Origin of the sequence: Kitasatospora phosalacinea, assembly GCF_030268885.1 — a bacterium.
GTDB lineage: Bacteria > Actinomycetota > Actinomycetes > Streptomycetales > Streptomycetaceae > Kitasatospora > Kitasatospora phosalacinea_C.
Map to the genome: position 1 here is coordinate 1 of NZ_BSSA01000047.1, position 18,243 is coordinate 18,243.

Below are 18,243 nucleotides of genomic sequence, written 5' to 3' on the forward strand. Positions count from 1 at the left end.
TGTTTCGGTGGTCATAGCGTGAGGGAAACGCCCGGTTACATTCCGAACCCGGAAGCTAAGCCTCACAGCGCCGATGGTACTGCAGGGGGGACCCTGTGGGAGAGTAGGACGCCGCCGAACAATCTTTGTGGGAAAGCCCCCTGACGGGATGTCAGGGGGCTTTCTCGCGTTTCGGAAGGGGAGCGCTCCTCACCAAGGGGGTGGACCTAGGTCCACCCCAAAGAGGGGTGGCACGGCCAATGTGCGAGTGGTGGGGCTGAGGAGAGACTGGGGACCGTTCGGGGACGGTTCCGGCTTCTCGGGGAGTGGGTTTTGACGACGACGGTGTGGTTCGGCGGTGGGGTCGGCGGGTCCGCGTGGGGTGAGCGGGCGCGGGCGGCGGTGCGGGCCGGTGGGCAGGCCGCGGTGATGACGCTGGCGGCGGCCGCGGGGGTGGTGGTGCCGGCGGCGGTCGCGGTGTGTGCGGCGCTGCTGACGGTGGCGCTGTTCGACCACGGGCCGTTGGCGCCTTATGCGGCGGCGCCGAGTGCGGTCGTGGCGGGGGTGTCGGCGCTGTACTGGTTCGTGCGGCGGGGAGCGGTGTGGACGCGGCAGCGGGTGGAACGGGAGGCCGGTGAGCGGTGGGGGGTGGTGTATTCGGCCCGGGAGCCGTTGGAGCAGGACGGGCGGGGGTTCTGGTGGACGGGGGTGTCGTACCACCGGCGCCGGGAGGTGGCGTGGTTGGTGCAGTCCGTGCGGTGGGCGGTGCGGGACCACCAGGTGCAGCGGGAGGGGGTGTGGCTGCTGGCCAATCCGGTGGCGGTGGTCCTGCTGCTGGGGGTGCCGATGGCGATGGTGTGGGGCGGGTTGGTGTTCGCGCTCACGGCGACGGTGGATTCGCGGATCTTCTTCGGGTTGTACAGCGAGCCGGTGAGCCTGCTGTTCTCCGGGCTGATCGGCGGGGTGCTGGTGGTGGCGGGGTTGGCGGCGATGCCCTGGGCGGTGCGGGCGCACGGCGCCTTCGCGTGCCGGGTCCTGGGGGGTGGGCCGCAGCAGAGCCGGGCTCAGCTGACCGAGCGGGTGGCGCAGTTGACGGAGACCCGGGCGGACGCGGCGGACGCGCAGGCGGCGGAGTTGCGGCGGATCGAGCGGGATCTGCACGACGGGGCGCAGGCGCGGCTGGTGTCGATCGGGTTGACGCTGGGCACGATCGAGCACCTGATGGCCACCGACCAGGCGGCGGCCCGTGAGCTGCTGGCGGAGGCCCGGGCGGCTTCGGCGAAGGCCCTGCAGGAGTTGCGCGATCTGGTGCGGGGCATCCACCCGCCGGTGCTGGCGGAACGCGGACTGCCCGATGCGGTGCGTGAGTTGGCGCTGACGGCGGTGGTGCCGACGGAGGTGGCGGTGGCCCTGCCGGGGCGTCCGGAGGCGGCGTTGGAGACGGCGGTCTACTTCAGCGTGAGCGAGTTGCTGGCGAACGTCGCGAAGCACGCCCGGGCCCGGCAGACCTGGGTGGACGTGCTGTACCGGGCCGGGCGGCTGCGGGTCGTGGTGACGGACGACGGGAGCGGGGGTGCGCGGATGGAGGCGGGCGGTGGCCTGCGGGGGATCGAGAAGCGATTGAGTACGTTCGACGGGACGATCTCGCTCGACAGTCCGGTGGGCGGGCCGACCACGATCACGATGGAGCTGCCGTGCGCGTTGTCCTCGCCGAGGACCTCTTCCTCCTCCGCCAAGGGCTGACCCGGCTGCTGGAGGCCCACGGCTTCACCATCGCGGCGGCGGTGGAGACCGGGCCGGACCTCCTGTCGGCGCTGTTGTCGGAGCGGCCGGACGTGGCGGTGGTGGACGTCCGGCTGCCGCCGACGCTGACCGACGAGGGACTCCAGGCGGCGTTGGCGGCGCGTCGGGAGATCCCGGGCCTGCCGGTGCTGGTGCTGTCGCAGCACGTGCTGCAGCTGTACGCGCGGGAGCTGTTGGCGGACGGGACGGGCGGGGTGGGCTACCTGCTCAAGGACCGGGTGTTCAACGCGGACCAGTTCGTGGACGCGGTGCGGCGGGTGGCGGCGGGCGGGACGGCGATGGACCCGGACGTGATCGGTCGGCTGCTGCAGCACAACGCCGGGTCCGAGCCGCTGCAGCGGTTGACGCCGCGGGAGCGGGAGGTGCTGGGGCTGATGGCGGAGGGGTGCTCGAACTCGGCGATCGCGGCGCGGCTGACGGTCAGCGACGGGGCGGTGGCCAAGCACATCGCCAACATCTTCGGGAAGTTGGAGCTCGCGCCGACGGAGGACGGCAACCGGCGGGTGCTGGCGGTGCTGGCGTACTTGAACGGCGCGGCGGAGCGGTCGGCGGACGGCTGAGCCGGAGGACGGAGCGGAACGGAGGCGAGCGGCGGCGGGCAGCGGGGTCGGGAGAGTGCGGTTGGTGGTATGGACCAGTGGAGGTGTGGTGGCGATCGGAGGCCGTGGTCCGGGCTGGCGACGGGGGAGAACGCCCGTGCGAGTAGTATCCGGTGGGCCGAGTCTGTCGACGGCGCACCGGCATCGTGTCACGGCGTGACGACGTGCAGCGTGCGCCCCGGGGCGGGGACGTGTACTCGGCGGCTACAGGTCGTATACGGCAGCTGCCGAGTCCCAGGGGTTGATCTAACGAATGGCACGTCCTTCCCTTACCCGCGCGCACCGGGCACTCCTGGGTGTGGTGGCCGTCGGCGCGTGCGTGATCTCGGGCATCGGTTTCGCGGGGTCCTACAACTCGGTGCGGGACCTCGCGATGGAGAAGGGCTTCGGCACCTTCTCCTACGCCTTCCCGATAGGCGTCGACGCGGGCATCGTGGTCCTGCTCTCGCTGGACCTGGTGCTGACCTGGCTGCGGATCCCGTTCCCGCTGCTGCGGCAGACGGCGTGGTTGCTGACCGCCGCGACGATCGCGTTCAACGCGGCGGCCTCCTGGGGCGACATGCTGGGCATGGCGATGCACGCGGTGATCCCGGTGCTGTTCGTGGTCGTGGTCGAGGCCTCGCGGCACGCGGTGGGGCGGATCGCGGCGATCACCGCGGACCGGCACATGGAGTCGGTGCGGCTGATGCGCTGGGTGCTGTCGCCGGTGCCGACGTTCCGGCTGTGGCGGCGGATGAAGCTCTGGGAGCTGCGCTCGTACGACGAGACGGTGCGGCTGGAGCAGAACCGGCTGGTGTACCGGGCGCAGCTGCGCTTCCGGTACGGGCGGGGCTGGCGGCGGTCGGCGCCGTTCCAGGCGCTGTTGCCGCTGAAGCTGGCGAAGTACGGCGTCCCGCTGGACCCGACGGTGCTGGACCGGATCGACGGGCCCCTGGTGGTGGCCCCGAGCGGTGCGTCGACGGTCGAGCAGGAGGTTCCGGCGGTGCACGGCGGTCAGGTGACGCATGCTCAGCAGGCGGCGCCGGGCCGGGCCCTGGGCGCTCCCCAGCCCCAGCCCCAGCCCCAACAGCAGGTGCAGCCCCAGCAGCAGGTGCAGGCTCAGGCCCAGGCGGTGCCGCAGGTGTCGGCGGCGGTGGCGGTGCCGACGCTGGCGAAGCTGGCCGCGCTGCGGCTGCGCGACCAGCAGGACCCGGAGGCGGCGCAGGCCGCGCCGGTGATCGACCCGTCCGCGGAGCTGAACGTGTGGACGGCCCGCCCGGTGCGTTCGCACGTGGCGCAGCCGGACCAGGTGCACACGGCGCGGGTGCCGGGCCAGGCGTCGCCGTGGTTCAAGGCCCCGCGTCCGAGCGGTCCGGAGGAGGCGGCCCGGCCGCACTCGGGATACCAGCCGCCGCGGGACGAGGCGTACGCCGAGCCGGGCGGTCGGCCGGAGGAGTACCGGCCGGAGGAGTACCGGTCGGCGGCGAACGGGCACGCCCACCCGAACGGGCACGCCCGGGCCGCCGGTCCGCAGCAGCAGCCGGTGCAGCAGCAGGGGCCGGGGGAGCCGGAGCAGGTCCTGACGGTGGGGCGGCCGGTGCGGCTGGACGCGATGATGGCGCCCGAGCCGGAGCCGGAGCCGTACGAGGTGGAGGACGCCCCGGCGCGCCGCCCGCTGCCGGGCGGGGTGGAGCCGCTGGACGCGAACGAGTGCTTCGACGCGCTGGTCAGCTACATGGAGGAGAACCAGCGCCACCCCGACGAGCGCCGTTTCGCGGAGTACCTGACCCAGCGCGGCGTCCCGGGTTCGCGGCCGGACGGCGGGGTCACGGTGAAGGACGTGGAGAAGGTCTGGCAGGACCTGCAGGAGCGGTACATGGAGTCGGGCCGCGGGGAGTGACCCGCGGCGCCGTTCGGAGATCACCACAAAAGCGCGATGGCCGTCCGCCGGTTCTTCCGGTCGGACGGCCATTGACGGTTCCGCGGGGCCGCCACTACCTTCGCATCAACAAATTGTTGAAGTCGTGCGCTGAGTGGAGGAGCCCCCGGATGTCGCAGCCCGCCCAGGTCGGTGCCGACCGGTCCGTCTCGTTCTCGGACGCCGCCCGCTCGGCCGTCGAGGCGCTGCTGGCGCCGGTGGACGCCGAGTTGACGCGCCGTTACCCGGGCGAGCCCGGCTCCCGGCAGCCGGTGCACACGGTGTACGTGCCGGCCGACGCGTTCGGGGCGGACACCGTCCGGGAGTGGGGCGCGCAGGCGCTCGCCGCGTTCGACGAGCACGCCGGTACGCCGGGGCGGCTCGCCGAGGCACTCGGGGTCGCCGACGACGCCCTGCTGGCCGACGTGCACGCCCGGGTGCGCGCCAAGCTGGAGCGCGAGCCGATCGAGGACCTGCGGATCGACTTCGAGGACGGGTACGGTCCGCGCCCCGACGCCGAGGAGGACGCCGAGGCCGTCCGGGCCGCGCAGCTGGTGGCCGCGGCGGTCGCCGACGGCAGCGCCCCGCCGTACGTCGGGATCCGGACCAAGTGCATGGAGGCCCCCGTCCGGGCCCGCGGCATCCGCACCCTGGAGCTGTTCCTGGGCACCCTGCTCGCCGCGGGCGGCCTGCCGGACGGGCTGGTGCTGACCCTGCCCAAGGTCACCTACGCCGCCCAGGTCACCGCCCTGGTGCGGCTGCTGGAGGACTTCGAGCGGCGGGCCGGGCTGCCCGCCGGGCGGATCGGGTTCGAGATCCAGGTCGAGACCACCCAGGCGATCCTCGGCCCGGACGGCCGGGCCACCGTCGCGCTGATGATCGAGGCCGCCGAGGGCCGTGCCACCGGCCTGCACTACGGCACCTTCGACTACAGCGCCGCCTGCGGGGTCAGCGCGGCCCACCAGAGCATGGACCACCCGGTCGCCGACCACGCCAAGGCCGTCATGCAGGTCGCCGCGGCCGGCACCGGCGTCCGGCTCTCCGACGGCTCCACCAACGTCGTCCCGACCGGCACCACCGAGCAGGTGCACGCCGCCTGGCGGCTGCACCACGGCCTGGTCCGCCGTTCGCTGGCCCGCGCCTACTACCAGGGCTGGGACATGCACCCGGCCCACCTGCCCACCCGGTACGCCGCCGTCTACGCCTTCTACCGCGAGGGCCTGGCCGCGGCCTGCGCCCGGCTCGCCGCGTACGTCGCCAAGACCGGCGGCGACGTGATGGACGAGCCCGCCACCGCCCGCGCGCTCAGCGGCTACGTGCTGCGCGGCCTGGACTGCGGCGCCGTCGACCTCGCCGAGGTCACCGAGCGCACCGGCCTCGACCGCGCCCGGCTGGACGCCCTGGCCGGGCGTTGAACCGGGCGCTGAACCGGGTGCTGGACCGGGCGTCGAGTCGGGTGCCGAGCCGGGTTCCGGACGGCGGGGCATAGGCTGGTCGGCGGGACCGGCGCAGGGCCGGGCGCCGAGACGAGACCGACAGCGGAGAGCACCAGCGCCATGGCGGAGCCGAGCCCCAAGCCGTACCTGACCGTCCGGGGCTCCGGCAGCCACGAGCTGGAGATCAAGAAGTCCAGGTTCATCTGCCACCTGGCGCGGGTCGCCGACGAGGACGGGGCGCAGGCGTTCATCGCGGGCGTCCGCAAGCAGTACTGGGACGCCCGGCACAACTGCACCGCCTTCGTGGTCGGCGGCGAGCAGCCGCGCGAGCGCTCCAGCGACGACGGGGAGCCCGCCGGGACGGCCGGGGTGCCGATGCTGGAGGTGCTGCGGCGGCGCGGGGTGACCGACACCGTCGCCGTGGTCACCCGCTACTTCGGCGGGATCAAGCTCGGCGCGGGCGGCCTGGTGCGGGCGTACGGGGCGGCGGTGTCCGAGGCGCTGGACGAGGTCGGGCTGCTGGAGCGGCGTCCGGTCGCGCTGCTGTCGGTGGCCGTCGACCACACCCGGGCCGGGCGGCTGGAGAACGACCTGCGGGCGGCCGGGTACGCGGTGGCCGGGCTGGAGTACCTGGCGGAGGGGGTGCGGATCGAGGTGGGCGTCCCCGAGCCGGAGACGGCGGAGTTCCACACCTGGCTGGCCGAGGCGACCGGCGGGTCGGCCGCGGCGGCCCCGGCGGGGCGGACCTTCGTCGAGGTCGAGGTCTGAGGCCCGGTCAGTTCCCCCGCGGAAGGCGCCGGGAACGCGTGCATCGATCGCGGCCGGGCGGGTAGCAGAGGCGGCACCGGTGACGTTCCCGTTGCCGCCGGATGACACTCGATCGAAGGAAGCGGGCCCGGATGCGGAACTTCCGCTCCTGATCGTTTCGTCTCCTAGGTAGCAGGAACGACGATTCGCCATCGACCTCCGGGAGGAGGACTCGCAGAGCCCAGCACCGCACCACGGGAGGTTCCGCGCATGCCCACCGACCACGCCCAGCCGCCGTACCGGCTGACGGCCGCGACACCCCGCCCGCACCACGAGACCGCCGCCCTCGTCGACCAACTGCTCGCCGACTGGCTGAAGTCGGAGGGCCACGAGGAGCCCGCGCCCCGCGAACGGCAGGCGCCGCCCGAGCGACTACGGCTCGGCGAGCGGGTCCTGCTGGACCGCGACGGCGGCCCGCTGCCCGGCCGCGGTCCCGGCGCCCGCTACAGCCGCCGCAGACTGCGCACGCCCGCCGCCCAACCCGGTACCGACCAACTGACCCTCACCCTGGCCGCCGACCGCGTCGACGGCCCGACCCGGCTGCGGATCGAGGCCGAGCACCTCCCCGCCGGGCCCACCGCCGTCCCGCCCGGACGGGTGCCCGTCCCCGACCTGGTCCGCCGCCTGCTGCCGCTGCTCGACGCCGCCGAGGGCCCGGTGCCGCTCAGCGTCGCACCGCGGCTGCTGGCCCCCGCGGACCTGGACGACCTGATCGACGAACTCTGCGACCCGGAACGGCAGTTGCCCACCGTGGTGGCCAGCGTGCCGCCCGCCGTGCCGGTCGAGCAGTGGCAGCGCCAGGTGCTCGACCCGCTGCTGCGCCAACTCCCCGGCCTGGCCTCGCTGTACGTGCTCGGGCACGGCGCGCTGCCCCGGTTCAACCTGGCGCTGGAGTACCACAAGGTGTACGGCGGCGCGGTGCGCACCTTCCTGCCCGAGGTCGACCCGGCCTCCCGGGCCGACGCCGCCCGCCACCCCGTCCTGCCGCGCAGCCGGATCGACGAGAACCCGCGCCGCGCCGCCGCCCTGCTGGCCCGCGAACCGCGCCGGATCGCCGCCGAACTGCCGCTGCCCGCCCCGCTGGACGCCGTCCCCGCCCTGTGGCTGCCGCCCGAGGTCCGCAAGGCCCCCGCCGCGCCGCGGGCCGTGGCCGAGCGCCCGCCGGTGCAGCCGGAGCGCTGCCGGCTGCGGATCGAACTCCCCCGCGAGCCGCGCGAGCCGCGCCGGTCCCGCTGCGGCACCGGACCCGCCAGCTTCGGCGAACTCGTCGACCGCTTCGGCGAGTTCCCGCTGCTGGAGTACACCGGCGACAGCAAGGAGACGCTCGCCCTGGACGGCCAGAGCGAGGCCGACGGCTGGGCCCGGCTCACCTGGGAGGGCCTGACCGCGCTCCAGGAGTACGCGGCCGCGGCCGTGCGCGGCGAGGCGGGCGGCGACTTCAAGCAGTGGTGCGAGCACACCCCGCCCGGCTGCCACCGCTTCCCGCCGCGCAAGGCCGTCCGCGGCGAGTCCCGCACCGTCGCCAGCCACGGCAAGTGGAAGCGCCAGCGGATGCTGCCCGTCCCCGCCGTCGTCGACTCCTCCTGCCGCGCGTTCATGGGCGCCCACCTGCGGATCGGCGGCGGCGGCACCGCCCCCCGGGTGCACTACCTGGACGACTGCTCCGGCAGCGGCCGGATCTACGTGGGCTACATCGGCCTGCACCTGACCAACACCCGCACCAACTGACCGCCCCCGACCGCCCCTTCCGGGGGCCGGTGCCGCACCGGCCCCCGCGGGACGGGCCCGGTCGGACGTCAAGGGTCGGCCAAACCACCGGTGTTGGCCGCCCGGACGCCCCGGACGGGGGACAATGCTGCTCGGGCCCCGCCGCGGCGGCCCGCCGACGTGCGCCGGGACACCGGACGACCGGACGAGCAGGGGGAAGACCGCCGATGCAGCATCCAGCCGAGGGCAGCGCCGACGGCACCGCCACGGCGCTCCAGCCCGGGTTCCTCGCCTCGCTGTTCCGCGAACTCGGCGCCGACGAGGACGAGGACGAGTTCCGCGGCGGGACCGGCGACGGGGCCCGTACCGAGGAGCCCCCCGGTGACCGCAACCGGGCGCGGCTCCGGGACCGCGGTCCGGACCACGTCTGGGGCCGCGCCGCCGCCCCGGGGCCGACCGCCGCGCCCGGCCCCGTCCCGCCCGTGGTCCCGCCGCAGCCCGGGCCGGTCGAGCCGCCCGCCGCCGTGGACCCGGCCGACGCGGGCGGTGCGCTCGGCGTCGGCGGCGCGAACGACCCGGACGACCCGGTCGCCGCGCACGGCCGCGCCGCCGCGCTCACCCACCACCGCACCCTCGCCGTCCAGGCCGAGCACCGGCAGCTGGCCGACCTGCTGCGCCGGGCCGCCCAGCCGGTCTCCGCGATGGACTTCGAGAGCCAGCTGCGCAGCTACCAGCCCCGGCCCTTCCCGGACGCCGCCGCGGAGGCCGAGCCCGAGCCCGCCTGGGCCGACTTCGCGCCGCCCGAGCCCGCCGACACCGACCCCGACCGGCCGCGCTCGCGCCGCCTGCTCGACTCCGGCTACCAGCGCGAACTCGCCCAGGCCCGGCTGCGCCACCAGCGTGCGCTGCGCGAGTGGCGCACCCGGCAGGCCGAACTCGCCGACAGCGGCGCCGTCGCCGCCCGGCAGGCCCACGAGGAGGCCGAGCGGGCCCGGGCCCGGGCCGTCCAGGAGTACAACGACAGCCTGGAGGAGTGCCGCCGCGCCTACCGGCTGGCCGAGCCCGCCGCCGTCGAGTCGCTGCTGGAGCGCGCCCTGGCCGCCGCCGAGGGCGCCACCCGCGACCTGCCCGCCCCCTGCCGCGCCGTGTTCCGCGCCCTCACCCGCACCGCCGTCCTCGACCTCGACCTGCCGCCGCTGGACACCGTCCCCGCCCTGACCGGCTACCGGCTCGGCGACACCGGCGAGGTCGAACCCGTGCCCCGCCCCGCCGCCGACGTCCGCACCGACTACCTGCGGCTGGCCGCCCGGCTCGCGCTGCGCGCCCTGCAGGCCGCGGACGCCGTCGACACCGACGAGGTGCTGTCCGGCGTCGTCCTGAACGGCTGGCTGCGCGTCCCCGGGCAGCCCCCGCAGTGCCTGCTCAGCGTCGACGCCGACCGCGACGCGCTGGCCCGCACCCGGCTGGTCCCCGACGCCGGGCACCTCGGTGACGGGGGCGCGGACGGCGGCGTCTACGCGGAGGCCGAGCACGACGAGTCGCTGCTGCGGCTGCGCGCCCTGGCCGCCGTGATCAGCCCCGACCCGTACGCGGGCGAGGCCGTGCAGCCCTGGGGCAGCGCCTCCTCCGCGGTGCCCGCGCTGGGCGAGCTGTCGCCCGGCGAGTTCGCCCTGCTGGTGCGCGCCGTCCTCACCGCGGGCGGGCTGCGGGACTGGAGCGTGCGGCTGCGCGGCCCGGCCGGCCTGGTCGCCACCGCCGAGGGCGACCCCGGCAGCGGGCTGCCCGGCCGCTGGGTGGTGTGGGCCTCCCGCGGCCCCGGCCCCGTCACCGCCGAGGAGATCGCCACCCTCGCCGAGGCCGTCCGCGAGGAGGGCGCCGACCGCGGCCTGCGGATGACCTGCGGCCGCTTCACCGACGAGGCGCTCGACCTCACCGGCGAGGAACGCCACCAGCGCATCCACCTGATCGACGGCCCCGGCATCCGCGAGCTCGCCCGCACCCACCTGGAACTGCCGCTGACCCTGTGAGGCCGGAAACGGCGGGTTCGCCCGGCGGACGGCCCGACGGGCTGTCAGGCTGGGGGAGTGGAGAACCGATTCCCCGGTCACCGGGACGAGCGGCGCCCGGCCGCGCAGACGACCCGGCTCGCGGCCGAGCAGGACCGCGAGCTCGCGATGGCCGAGATGTACGCCGAGTGCGGGCTGCTGCGCGAACTCGCCGAGTCCTCCGGCGTCCGCCTCGACGACACCGTCGACTCGCTGACCGCCCTCGACCAACTGCTGCCCCGCTGGCGCGACGACCCGCAGGTGTCCCAGTGGCTCGGCACCGACGCCGGGCTCTACCTCGGCACGGTGATCCGCCGCCAGGTGCCCGACGCCCGCTGGCGGCTGGCCGCCGACGGCCGCCCCCTGATGGTGCTCGGCACCGGCTTCGAGCTCGACGCCACCACGATCGGCCGCGACTGGGCCGAGCAGGGCGCCCCGCAGCTCGCCGCGGTCTACCGGGCGGCCAGCGACGGCTGAGCGCCGCGCCCCGCGGCCTCCCGGACGTCACCCCGACGGTCCGTCCGGGCGGCGCGCCGCCGACGCCTCCCGCAGGCTGGTCGCAGGGCCCGGCACCGTCCGGCCCGGGCCGGACGGACTGGATGCCCGTGGGCAGCGGTCAGCACAGCCGTCCGGCCCCCGGCACCGTGACGGGGGAGGCCGAAACTGACCGCCGTGCTGGTCGCCGCGGGCGCGTTCCTGATGACCCTGGTCGGCGGGTTCGTCGCCCAGCGCACCGGGGACCGCCGCCACCTCGTCCTCGGCTTCGCCGCCGGGCTGATGCTCGGCGTGGTCGCCTTCGACCTGCTCCCCGAGGCGATGGAACAGGCCCCGCAGCAGGTCCACGGCGTCCCCGCCGCGCTGCTGATGTTCGCCGCGGGCTTCCTCGCCATCCACGTCGTGGAACGCGCCGTCGCCATCCACCGGGGCCACGAGGGCGAGTACGCCGCGCACAGCCACGGGCACGGGCACGCGCACGGGCACGGCGAGCGGCAGCGCGAGCAGGGGGTCGGGATCGCGGCCGCCTCCGCGCTGGTGCTGCACAGCATGATGGACGGCTTCGCGATCGGCGCCGCGTTCCAGGCCGGGACGACGGTCGGCACGGTCGTCGCCATCGCCGTCGTCGCGCACGACTTCGCGGACGGCTTCAACACGTACACCCTCACCCGGCTGTACGGGAACAACCGGCGGCGGGCCGTCGCGCTGCTGTTCGCCGACGCGCTCGCGCCCGTCACCGGGGCCGGGATCACGCTGCTGTTCACCATCCCGGAACAGCTGCTCGGGCTCTACCTCGGCTTCTTCGGCGGGTTCCTGATGTACCTGGCGACCTCCGACATCCTGCCCGAGGCGCACAGCCCGCACCCGTCGAAGGGCACGCTGGCGTGCACGCTGCTGGGGGTGGGGTTCATGTGGCTGGTGGTGGGGCTGGCGTGAAGGGGGAACGGAAGGGGGGCGCCTCCGGCGGGGTGGGGCGGGGGAGGGCGGGCACGCCGGCGTGCACGCTGCTGGGGGTGGGGTTCATGTGGCTGGTGGTGGGGCTGGCGTAGGGGCGGGGCCGTCGGCCAGGGCGTTCCAGTGGCGGCGCAGGGCCGTGAGGGTGGCGGTAACGGCGGGGCGGCGGGAGGTCTGGGTGCGCCAGAGGGCGTGGACGCGGCGGACGGGTTCGGGGGTGACGGGGCGGGCGGTGGTGCCGGGCGGGAGGGGGCCGCGGCCCAGGCGGGGGATCAGGCCGAGGCCGAGGCCGGCGGCGATCAGGGCGAGCTGGGTCTGGAACTCGCCGACCTGGTGGGCGACGTCCGGTTCCTCGCCGGTCTCCCGCATGGTGCGCAGCAGCCAGTCGTGGCAGATGTTGCCGGGCGGGACGCTGATCCAGCGCTGACCGCGCAGCGCCGTCACCGGGACGGCGTCCAGCGCGGCCAGCGGGTGCGCGACGGGCAGCAGCAGGTCGACCGGGTCCTCGCCGAGGTCGAGCCGGTCGACCCCGGACTGCACCGGCAGCGGGACGGTCGCCCAGTCCTGCACGACCGCCAGGTCGACCTCGCCGCGGGCCACCAGTTCGGCCGCCGGGTACGGGTCGCTCTCCAGCAGGCGGACGTCCAACTCGGGGCAGGTGTCGCGCAGTTCGGCCAGGACGGCGGGCAGCAGGCCGCGCGCCGCGGTGGGGAAGGCGGCCACCAGCAGCCGTCCGACCGCCCGGCCGCGCTGCTCCTCCAGCGTCACCTCGGCCTGCTCGACCAGGCTCAGGACGCGCTGCGCGGTGTCGGCGAGGTGCCGTGCGGCGTCGGTCAACTGGACGCCCCGGCCCTGGCGTTCGAGCAGGACGGTGCGGGTCTCGCGTTCGAGCTTGGCGATCTGCTGGGAGATCGCGGAGGGGGTGAAGCCGAGGGCCGCGGCGGCCCCGCCGACCGAGCCGTGCACGGCGACCGCGTGCAGGGCGCGCAGGCGTCCCAGATCCATCATGGGTCCATGGTGCGGCAACCGTGCAGCATTGCTGAACGGTTCGGTTGAGAAAAGGTCGCTGGTGCTGAACGGTCGCCCCGGGGGATCCTCGGGGCATGACCTCCTCCTCCGCGATGACGCCGCGTCACATCGCCCTCGCCGTGCTGGTCGCCGCGGTCTGGGGCCTGAACTTCGTGCTGATCGAGGTCGGTCTGCACGACTTCCCGCCGCTGCTGTTCTGCGCGATGCGGTTCGCCGTGGTGGCGCTGCCCGCGGTGTTCCTGGTCGGCCCGCCGCGGGTGGCGTGGCGGTGGGTGCTCGGGGTCGGGCTGGTGCTGGGGGTGGTGAAGTTCGGGCTGCTGTTCCTCGGCATGCACGCCGGGATGCCGGCCGGGCTGTCCTCGCTGGTGCTGCAGGGACAGGCCGGGTTCACCGCGCTGTTCGCCGCCGGGATGCTGGGCGAGCGGCCCGGGCGGCTGCGGACCGTCGGGCTGGCGGTGGCGTTCGCCGGGATCGCGCTGGCCGCCGCCGACCGCGGCGTGGGCGGGCCGGTCGGGGCGTTCGTGCTGGTGATCGGCTCGGCGGTGGCCTGGGGCCTGGCCAACGTGCTGACCCGCAGGGCCGCCCCGCCGGACGCGCTGCGCTGGATGGTGTGGGTCTCCGCGGTGCCGCCGCTGCCGCTGCTGGCGCTGTCGCTGCTGGTCGAGGGCCCGGGCGCGGACCTGGCGGCGCTGCGCGCGATCACCTGGCCGGGCGTCGGCGCGGTGCTGTACGTCGGCCTGGTGTCCACGCTGTTCGGCTTCGTCGCCTGGAGCCACCTGCTGCGCCGCTACGACGCCTCGGCGGTCGCCCCGTACTCGCTGCTGGTGCCGGTGTTCGGGATGTCCTCGGCGGCGCTGCTGCTCGGCGAGCGGTTCAGCCCGGCGGCGGGGGCGGCGGCGCTGCTGGTGATCGCGGGGATCGGGCTGGGCGCCGTCCCGGCTACGGGGTGGGACCGGCTTCGTACGCTTCCTCGGCGTGCCGCAGCGCGCGCAGCAGGGCGTCCTGTTCGGCAGGGCTGACCGGGCCGAAGTACTCCTGGGCGACCTCGTGCCGGACCCGGGAGATCCGCTCCAGCGCGCCGTGCCCGTCCTCGGTGAGCACCAGTCGCACCGCCCGGCGGTCGGCCGGGTCGGGGGTGCGGGCGACCAGGCCGGCCTCCTCCAGGGCGTCGACCACGGTGGTGGCGGAGCGCGGGGCGATGTGCAGCCGCTCGGCGAGCTCGCTCAGCCGCATGGTCTCGGCGCTCTCGCAGCCGGGTGCGTGGGCGAGGGTGCGCAGGGCCCGGCCCTGGGCGGGGGTGAGGCCGTACGGCTCCAGCCGCTGCATGGTCCGTCGGCGGATCCGCTTCATCGCCCGGGTGAGCGCGTCGGCGAGTTCCGCTGCGGTGTCGGCGGGGCCGGGGGTGGTCATGGGCACAGGGTAGCGGGCGGCCCGGAGCCGGTACGGAGGGTGACCGATCTCGCCTCGATAACTTGTTGAGCTTGGCTCAGCAATCCAGTAGCTTAGGTGAGCCTCACCGCCCCTGCGCCGTCGAACCGAGGAGTCCCCCGTGGCCCGCTCCAGCGCCCGCGTCAGCACCGACCGCCCCGCCCGCTACGCCAAGCAGCTCGCCGCCCACATGGGCCGCAAGGTCCCCGCCGAGTGGTCGGAGGAGACCGGCCGCGGCTCGCTCGTCTTCGGCGCCGGCCGGGCCGAGCTCACCGCCGAGGACGGCGCGCTGCTGCTGTCCGTCGAGGGCGCCGAGGAGGCCCTCGACCGGCTGGAGGACGTGGTGGGCCGCCACCTGGTCCGCTTCGGCACCCGCGACGAACTGGTCGTCGCCTGGCAGCGCGAGGGCGGGGAGGCCGGCACCGTCCAGCGCCTCACCGGCGAGGAGGGCTGACCGCCCCCCGCGCCGACCCCGCCCGGCCCCCGCGTCCGCTCAGCTCTGGCGCAGCGGGGGCATCGGCACCGGCACGTCGAAGGCCGTGGCCCCCGCGCCGACCCCGCCCTCGCAGCTGTTCGGCGGGGCGGTGGTCACGCCCCGGGTGGACGGCTTCTCGGCCGCCCAGAACATGAAGCCCAGCAGCCCGGCCGTCGTCCCCGCCCCGTTCGGTGCGGCGCTCTGCACCCAGCTGCCGGTGGCCTTCTGCACCGAGTTCGCGAAGTTGGTGCACTCCGGGCGGACCTGCGAGCCCTCCGCGATGTACAGGCTGCCGGTGAACTTCGCCGGTGCCAGCGGCGGGATCGCCGGGTTGTAGGTCGGCTTGCCGTCCAGGTGCTCCTGCCAGTTGGCGACCGCCGAGGAGGCGGACGGCTGCTTGCTCGGCACCATCGCGTTGGCGTAGTCCAGCACCGGGTTCGCCGTGGTCAGCCAGTGCGCGGTGGCGTACTGGTCGATGCCGATCAGCCAGCGGTCCCCGGCCGCCACGTCGATGGTCAGCCGGGCGGTCGGGTCGGCGCCCGAGGCGTCGTACGGGTGGGCGGCCCGGTAGGCGTCCACGAAGGCCTGCAGGCCGGTCAGGTTCGGGCTGTTGCTGTTCTCGTAGTCGATCTCGATGCCCACGCCGAGCCTGCTCGCCAGCGCCGCCGCCTTCTGGCCGAGCAGCGTGCCGTTCTGGGCCAGCGCGGTGTCCCAGTCGCCGGTGTACGTGATGCCGCCGATGGAGAGCATCACCCGGACGCCGTGCGCCGTGAAGTAGTCCACCACCTGCTGGTTCATGCCGACCGGGACCCCGGCGGCGTTCCCGGCGTCGGTGGTGCCGTTGAGCAGCCGCAGCGGGTTGACGAAGCTCAGCACCACCACGTTCACCGAGGGGCGGCCGTCGCCGCGGTCGATCAGCCAGTGGTTGGCGGCGTCGAACTCGGCCAGGTCGCGCACCTTCGCCCAGGTGCAGGCGTCGTTGCTGCAGTGCCAGGCCCCGTACACCTGCACCGGGGAGGCCGCCGCCGCTGCCGCGGGCGGGGCCGGCAGCGCCGTCACCGCCAGGGCCAGCAGTGAGGCCGCCACCGAGAAACGCGTCATGGGCATGACTGGGGAACGCACATTCGCCTCCCGGCGATCGCGTGCTGAATGGGTGGGGAACAGGGTGCGCGCGAGCCGGGTGGGCGTCAATGGTCTGGACCGACCCGGTGGCTGACGGCCCGTCAGTCGGCAGGTCGGGGCCGGTCGGGCAGTAGGCGCGGCAGCAGCCGGTGCAGGCCGAGCAGCAGCAGGCCGGCCAGGCACCAGCTCGCCAGCACGTCCAGCAGCCAGTGGAAGTCGCTCCACACCAGGCCCGCGCCCACCCCCAGGCACACCAGCACCGTCACCGCGCCCAGTCGCCGTCCGGCCGCCGCCGGCAGCACCCGGGCCAGCAGCAGCGCCGCCGTCCCGTACGCGATCGCCGAGGTCGCGGTGTGGCCCGACGGGTACCAGCCCCACTGGTCCGGGGCCAGCGGCGTCCCGTACGGGCCCGGGCGGGCGAACCACGCCTTCGCGGGCACCACCAGCAGCGGGACCAGCACCGCGGCCGCCACGGCCACCGGCACCGGCACCCACCAGCGCGGCCGCCCGTCGCGCCGGGCCAGCCGGGCCGTCAGGCCCGCGCACCCCAGCAGCACCGGGACCGCGACCAGGGCGCCGCCCAGGTCCGACAGCGCCACGCCCAGGTGGTTCAGCAACGTCGAGCCGATCGCCCGGCGCAGGTGCCGCACCCCGTCGCGCACCGCCGTGTCCACCCCCAGCAGCGGCCCGTCCACCGCCACCTGCCAGGAGACCGCGGCCAGCACCAGCCCGAGTGTCATGGGCAGGACAGCAAAAATCGGCCGCCCCGGAGCAGGGGGGAGAGCTCCGGGGCGGCCAAGGCGATCGCCGCGCCGTGCGGCCCGGGGGGTGTGGGCGGGACGGCCGGTCGATCGGTCAGGTGCGTCCGCCTCGGCGGCGGACGGAGTGGTGGGCAGTGGGTGCTGTTCGCTGTCCATCTGTGATGACAGTACGTCAAAGCCGGGACCGGGAGCGGGGGACCCGCCATCGTGCACAGCATCTTCACCACCGGTGGGGTCACCTCCACCCACCCGTCCGGCACGCGAACGCGCGGGGGCCGGACGGGATCCGCTCCGTCCGACCCCCGCGCCGCTCACCGGGAGTTCCGCCGTGCCCGCAGGGCTCAGACGCCCGCGAAGGCCGACTCCAGGATGTCCAGGCCCTCGACCAGCAGGTGCTCCGGGATCACCAGCGGCGGCAGGAAGCGCAGCACGTTGCCGTACGTGCCGGCGGTCAGCACCACCAGGCCCTCCGCGTGGCACGCCTTCGCGATCGCCGCGGTCACCTCCGGGTTCGGCTCCTTGCCGCCCGGCTTCACCAGCTCCACCGCGATCATCGCGCCGCGGCCGCGGACCTCGCCGATCACCTCGAACTTCTCCTGCATGGCCCGCAGCCGGCCCAGCATCAGCTCGCCGATCCGCTGCGCCTTGCCGTTCAGGTCCTCGGACCTCATCGTCTCGATCGCACCCAGCGCGGCCGCGCAGGCCACCGGGTTGCCGCCGTAGGTGCCGCCCAGGCCGCCCGAGTGCGCGGCGTCCATGATCTCGGCCCGGCCGGTCACCGCCGCCAGCGGCAGACCGCCCGCGATGCCCTTCGCGGTGGTGATCAGGTCCGGGACGACGCCCTCGTCCTCGCACGCGAACCACTGGCCGGTGCGGCAGAAGCCGGTCTGGATCTCGTCCGCCACGAACACGATCCCGTTCGCCTTCGCGAACTCCACGATCGCCGGCAGGAAGCCCTTGGCCGGCTCGATGAAACCGCCCTCGCCCTGGATCGGCTCGATGATGATCGCCGCGACGTTCTCCGCGCCGATCTGCTTGTTGATGAGGTCGATCGCCTGCGCGGCGGCCTCGGCGGCGCAGTTCTCCGCACCCGTCAGCCAGCGGTACGGGTACGCCACCGGCACCCGGTAGATCTCCGGCGCGAACGGCCCGAAGCCCTGCTTGTACGGCATGTTCTTCGCCGTCAGGCCCATGGTCAGGTTGGTGCGGCCGTGGTAGCCGTGGTCGAACACCACCACGGCGGTCCGCTTGGTGTAGGCGCGGGCGATCTTCACCGCGTTCTCCACCGCCTCGGCACCCGAGTTGAACAGCGCGGTGCGCTTGTCGTGGTCGCCCGGGGTCAGCTCGTTCAGCTGCTCCGCCACCGCCACGTAGCCCTCGTACGGGGTCACCATGAAACAGGTGTGCGTGAACGCGGCCAGCTGCTCGGTCGCCCGCGCCACCACGGCCGCGGCGCTGTTGCCCACGTTCGTCACGGCGATGCCCGAACCGAAGTCGATCAGGCTGTTGCCGTCCACGTCCTCCAGCACGCCGCCGCCGGCCCGCGACACGTACACCGGCAGCGTGGTGCCCACGCCCGCCGGGACCGCGCCGAGCTTGCGAGACTGCAGCTCCTGCGACTTCGGGCCGGGGATCGCGGTGACCAGTCGGCGCTCCTGCGGGAGCGGCGTTGCAGCGCTCATCTGTCTTCTCCAAGTTCTTGACGC

The 18,243-nt window shown here is 75.0% G+C and carries 16 protein-coding genes and 1 rRNA gene; 12 read left to right on the forward strand and 5 right to left on the reverse strand.

Translation table 11 applies throughout. The features are described 5' to 3' along the window. Positions 1–3 precede the first annotated feature (3 nt). From rrf to QSK52_RS37170, 10 genes are all read left to right on the forward strand, one after another. Positions 4–120 (forward strand): 5S ribosomal RNA (rrf, locus tag QSK52_RS37125). 192 nt (positions 121–312) lie between these two features. Beyond that, on the forward strand, positions 313–1,722 hold the full coding sequence (locus QSK52_RS37130; protein WP_285740695.1) for a sensor histidine kinase: 1,410 nt from the start codon (positions 313–315) through the stop codon (positions 1,720–1,722). Then, complete coding sequence (locus QSK52_RS37135; protein ID WP_285740696.1) at positions 1,674–2,342, forward strand: response regulator transcription factor; 669 nt, start codon at positions 1,674–1,676, stop codon at positions 2,340–2,342. Before QSK52_RS37130 ends, QSK52_RS37135 begins: the two co-directional genes overlap by 49 nt. 292 nt (positions 2,343–2,634) lie before the next feature. After that, positions 2,635–4,260 (forward strand): DUF2637 domain-containing protein, encoded by a 1,626-nt coding sequence (locus QSK52_RS37140; protein WP_285740697.1) that lies wholly within the window; start codon positions 2,635–2,637, stop codon positions 4,258–4,260. A 149-nt stretch (positions 4,261–4,409) separates the two neighbouring features. Continuing rightward, positions 4,410–5,693, forward strand: coding sequence for a DUF6986 family protein (locus QSK52_RS37145; protein ID WP_285740698.1), 1,284 nt, complete (start codon positions 4,410–4,412; stop codon positions 5,691–5,693). 141 nt (positions 5,694–5,834) lie between these two features. Beyond that, positions 5,835–6,482 carry a YigZ family protein gene (locus tag QSK52_RS37150; protein WP_285740699.1) on the forward strand — a complete coding sequence of 216 codons (648 nt, stop codon included), beginning with the start codon at positions 5,835–5,837 and terminating at the stop codon, positions 6,480–6,482. Between the two features lie 249 nt (positions 6,483–6,731). Continuing rightward, positions 6,732–8,249, forward strand: coding sequence for a hypothetical protein (locus QSK52_RS37155; RefSeq protein ID WP_285740700.1), 1,518 nt, complete (start codon positions 6,732–6,734; stop codon positions 8,247–8,249). A gap of 206 nt (positions 8,250–8,455) precedes the next feature. Next, on the forward strand, positions 8,456–10,255 hold the full coding sequence (locus QSK52_RS37160; protein WP_285740701.1) for a restriction endonuclease: 1,800 nt from the start codon (positions 8,456–8,458) through the stop codon (positions 10,253–10,255). Positions 10,256–10,312: 57 nt separating this feature from the next. Continuing rightward, positions 10,313–10,750: a DUF6278 family protein gene (locus QSK52_RS37165; RefSeq protein ID WP_285740702.1), complete on the forward strand. Its 438-nt coding sequence runs from the start codon at positions 10,313–10,315 to the stop codon at positions 10,748–10,750. A 222-nt stretch (positions 10,751–10,972) separates the two neighbouring features. Continuing rightward, positions 10,973–11,704, forward strand: coding sequence for a ZIP family metal transporter (locus QSK52_RS37170; RefSeq protein WP_285740722.1), 732 nt, complete (start codon positions 10,973–10,975; stop codon positions 11,702–11,704). An 84-nt stretch (positions 11,705–11,788) separates the two neighbouring features. Here QSK52_RS37170 and QSK52_RS37175 read toward each other — a convergent pair whose 3' ends face one another. Then, positions 11,789–12,730 (reverse strand): LysR family transcriptional regulator, encoded by a 942-nt coding sequence (locus tag QSK52_RS37175; RefSeq protein ID WP_285740703.1) that lies wholly within the window; start codon positions 12,728–12,730, stop codon positions 11,789–11,791. Positions 12,731–12,843: 113 nt separating this feature from the next. On the opposite strand from QSK52_RS37175, the gene QSK52_RS37180 reads away from it, so the two are divergent. Then, positions 12,844–13,770 (forward strand): EamA family transporter, encoded by a 927-nt coding sequence (locus QSK52_RS37180; protein WP_285740723.1) that lies wholly within the window; start codon positions 12,844–12,846, stop codon positions 13,768–13,770. On the opposite strand, the gene QSK52_RS37185 is transcribed toward QSK52_RS37180, so the two are convergent. Next, a complete protein-coding gene (locus QSK52_RS37185; protein WP_033257180.1) occupies positions 13,691–14,161 on the reverse strand; it encodes a MarR family winged helix-turn-helix transcriptional regulator in 471 nt (156 codons plus the stop codon). The genes QSK52_RS37180 and QSK52_RS37185 overlap by 80 nt on opposite strands. A 139-nt stretch (positions 14,162–14,300) precedes the next feature. On the opposite strand from QSK52_RS37185, the gene QSK52_RS37190 reads away from it, so the two are divergent. Continuing rightward, positions 14,301–14,633, forward strand: a complete 333-nt coding sequence (locus QSK52_RS37190; protein WP_285740704.1) for a DUF2218 domain-containing protein — start codon at positions 14,301–14,303, stop codon at positions 14,631–14,633. 39 nt (positions 14,634–14,672) lie between these two features. Here the strand turns inward: QSK52_RS37190 and QSK52_RS37195 are convergent, their stop codons facing one another. The 3 genes from QSK52_RS37195 to gabT form a co-directional block, all read right to left on the reverse strand. Beyond that, entirely contained in the window at positions 14,673–15,755 is a 1,083-nt protein-coding gene (locus QSK52_RS37195; protein WP_285740705.1) for a glycoside hydrolase family 18 protein, read from the reverse strand. A gap of 122 nt (positions 15,756–15,877) precedes the next feature. Further along, the gene (locus QSK52_RS37200) at positions 15,878–16,516 is read right to left on the reverse strand and encodes a phosphatase PAP2 family protein (RefSeq protein WP_285740706.1); all 639 of its coding nucleotides are present in this window, start codon (positions 16,514–16,516) and stop codon (positions 15,878–15,880) included. 362 nt (positions 16,517–16,878) lie between these two features. Further along, entirely contained in the window at positions 16,879–18,219 is a 1,341-nt protein-coding gene (gabT, locus tag QSK52_RS37205; RefSeq protein ID WP_285740707.1) for a 4-aminobutyrate--2-oxoglutarate transaminase, read from the reverse strand. Between the last annotated feature and the right edge of the window lie 24 nt (positions 18,220–18,243).

What these genes read in the sequence shown, in the direction of transcription:
- QSK52_RS37140 (WP_285740697.1), top strand. Translation starts at nt 2,635, where the DNA reads ATGGCACGTCCTTCCCTTACCCGCGCGCACCGGGCACTCCTGGGTGTG.
- QSK52_RS37145 (WP_285740698.1), top strand. Translation starts at nt 4,410, where the DNA reads ATGTCGCAGCCCGCCCAGGTCGGTGCCGACCGGTCCGTCTCGTTCTCG.
- QSK52_RS37150 (WP_285740699.1), top strand. Translation starts at nt 5,835, where the DNA reads ATGGCGGAGCCGAGCCCCAAGCCGTACCTGACCGTCCGGGGCTCCGGC.
- QSK52_RS37155 (WP_285740700.1), top strand. Translation starts at nt 6,732, where the DNA reads ATGCCCACCGACCACGCCCAGCCGCCGTACCGGCTGACGGCCGCGACA.
- QSK52_RS37160 (WP_285740701.1), top strand. Translation starts at nt 8,456, where the DNA reads ATGCAGCATCCAGCCGAGGGCAGCGCCGACGGCACCGCCACGGCGCTC.
- QSK52_RS37170 (WP_285740722.1), top strand. Translation starts at nt 10,973, where the DNA reads ATGACCCTGGTCGGCGGGTTCGTCGCCCAGCGCACCGGGGACCGCCGC.
- QSK52_RS37175 (WP_285740703.1), bottom strand. Translation starts at nt 12,730, where the DNA reads ATGATGGATCTGGGACGCCTGCGCGCCCTGCACGCGGTCGCCGTGCAC.
- QSK52_RS37180 (WP_285740723.1), top strand. Translation starts at nt 12,844, where the DNA reads ATGACGCCGCGTCACATCGCCCTCGCCGTGCTGGTCGCCGCGGTCTGG.
- QSK52_RS37185 (WP_033257180.1), bottom strand. Translation starts at nt 14,161, where the DNA reads ATGACCACCCCCGGCCCCGCCGACACCGCAGCGGAACTCGCCGACGCG.
- QSK52_RS37195 (WP_285740705.1), bottom strand. Translation starts at nt 15,755, where the DNA reads ATGACGCGTTTCTCGGTGGCGGCCTCACTGCTGGCCCTGGCGGTGACG.
- QSK52_RS37200 (WP_285740706.1), bottom strand. Translation starts at nt 16,516, where the DNA reads ATGACACTCGGGCTGGTGCTGGCCGCGGTCTCCTGGCAGGTGGCGGTG.
- gabT (WP_285740707.1), bottom strand. Translation starts at nt 18,219, where the DNA reads ATGAGCGCTGCAACGCCGCTCCCGCAGGAGCGCCGACTGGTCACCGCG.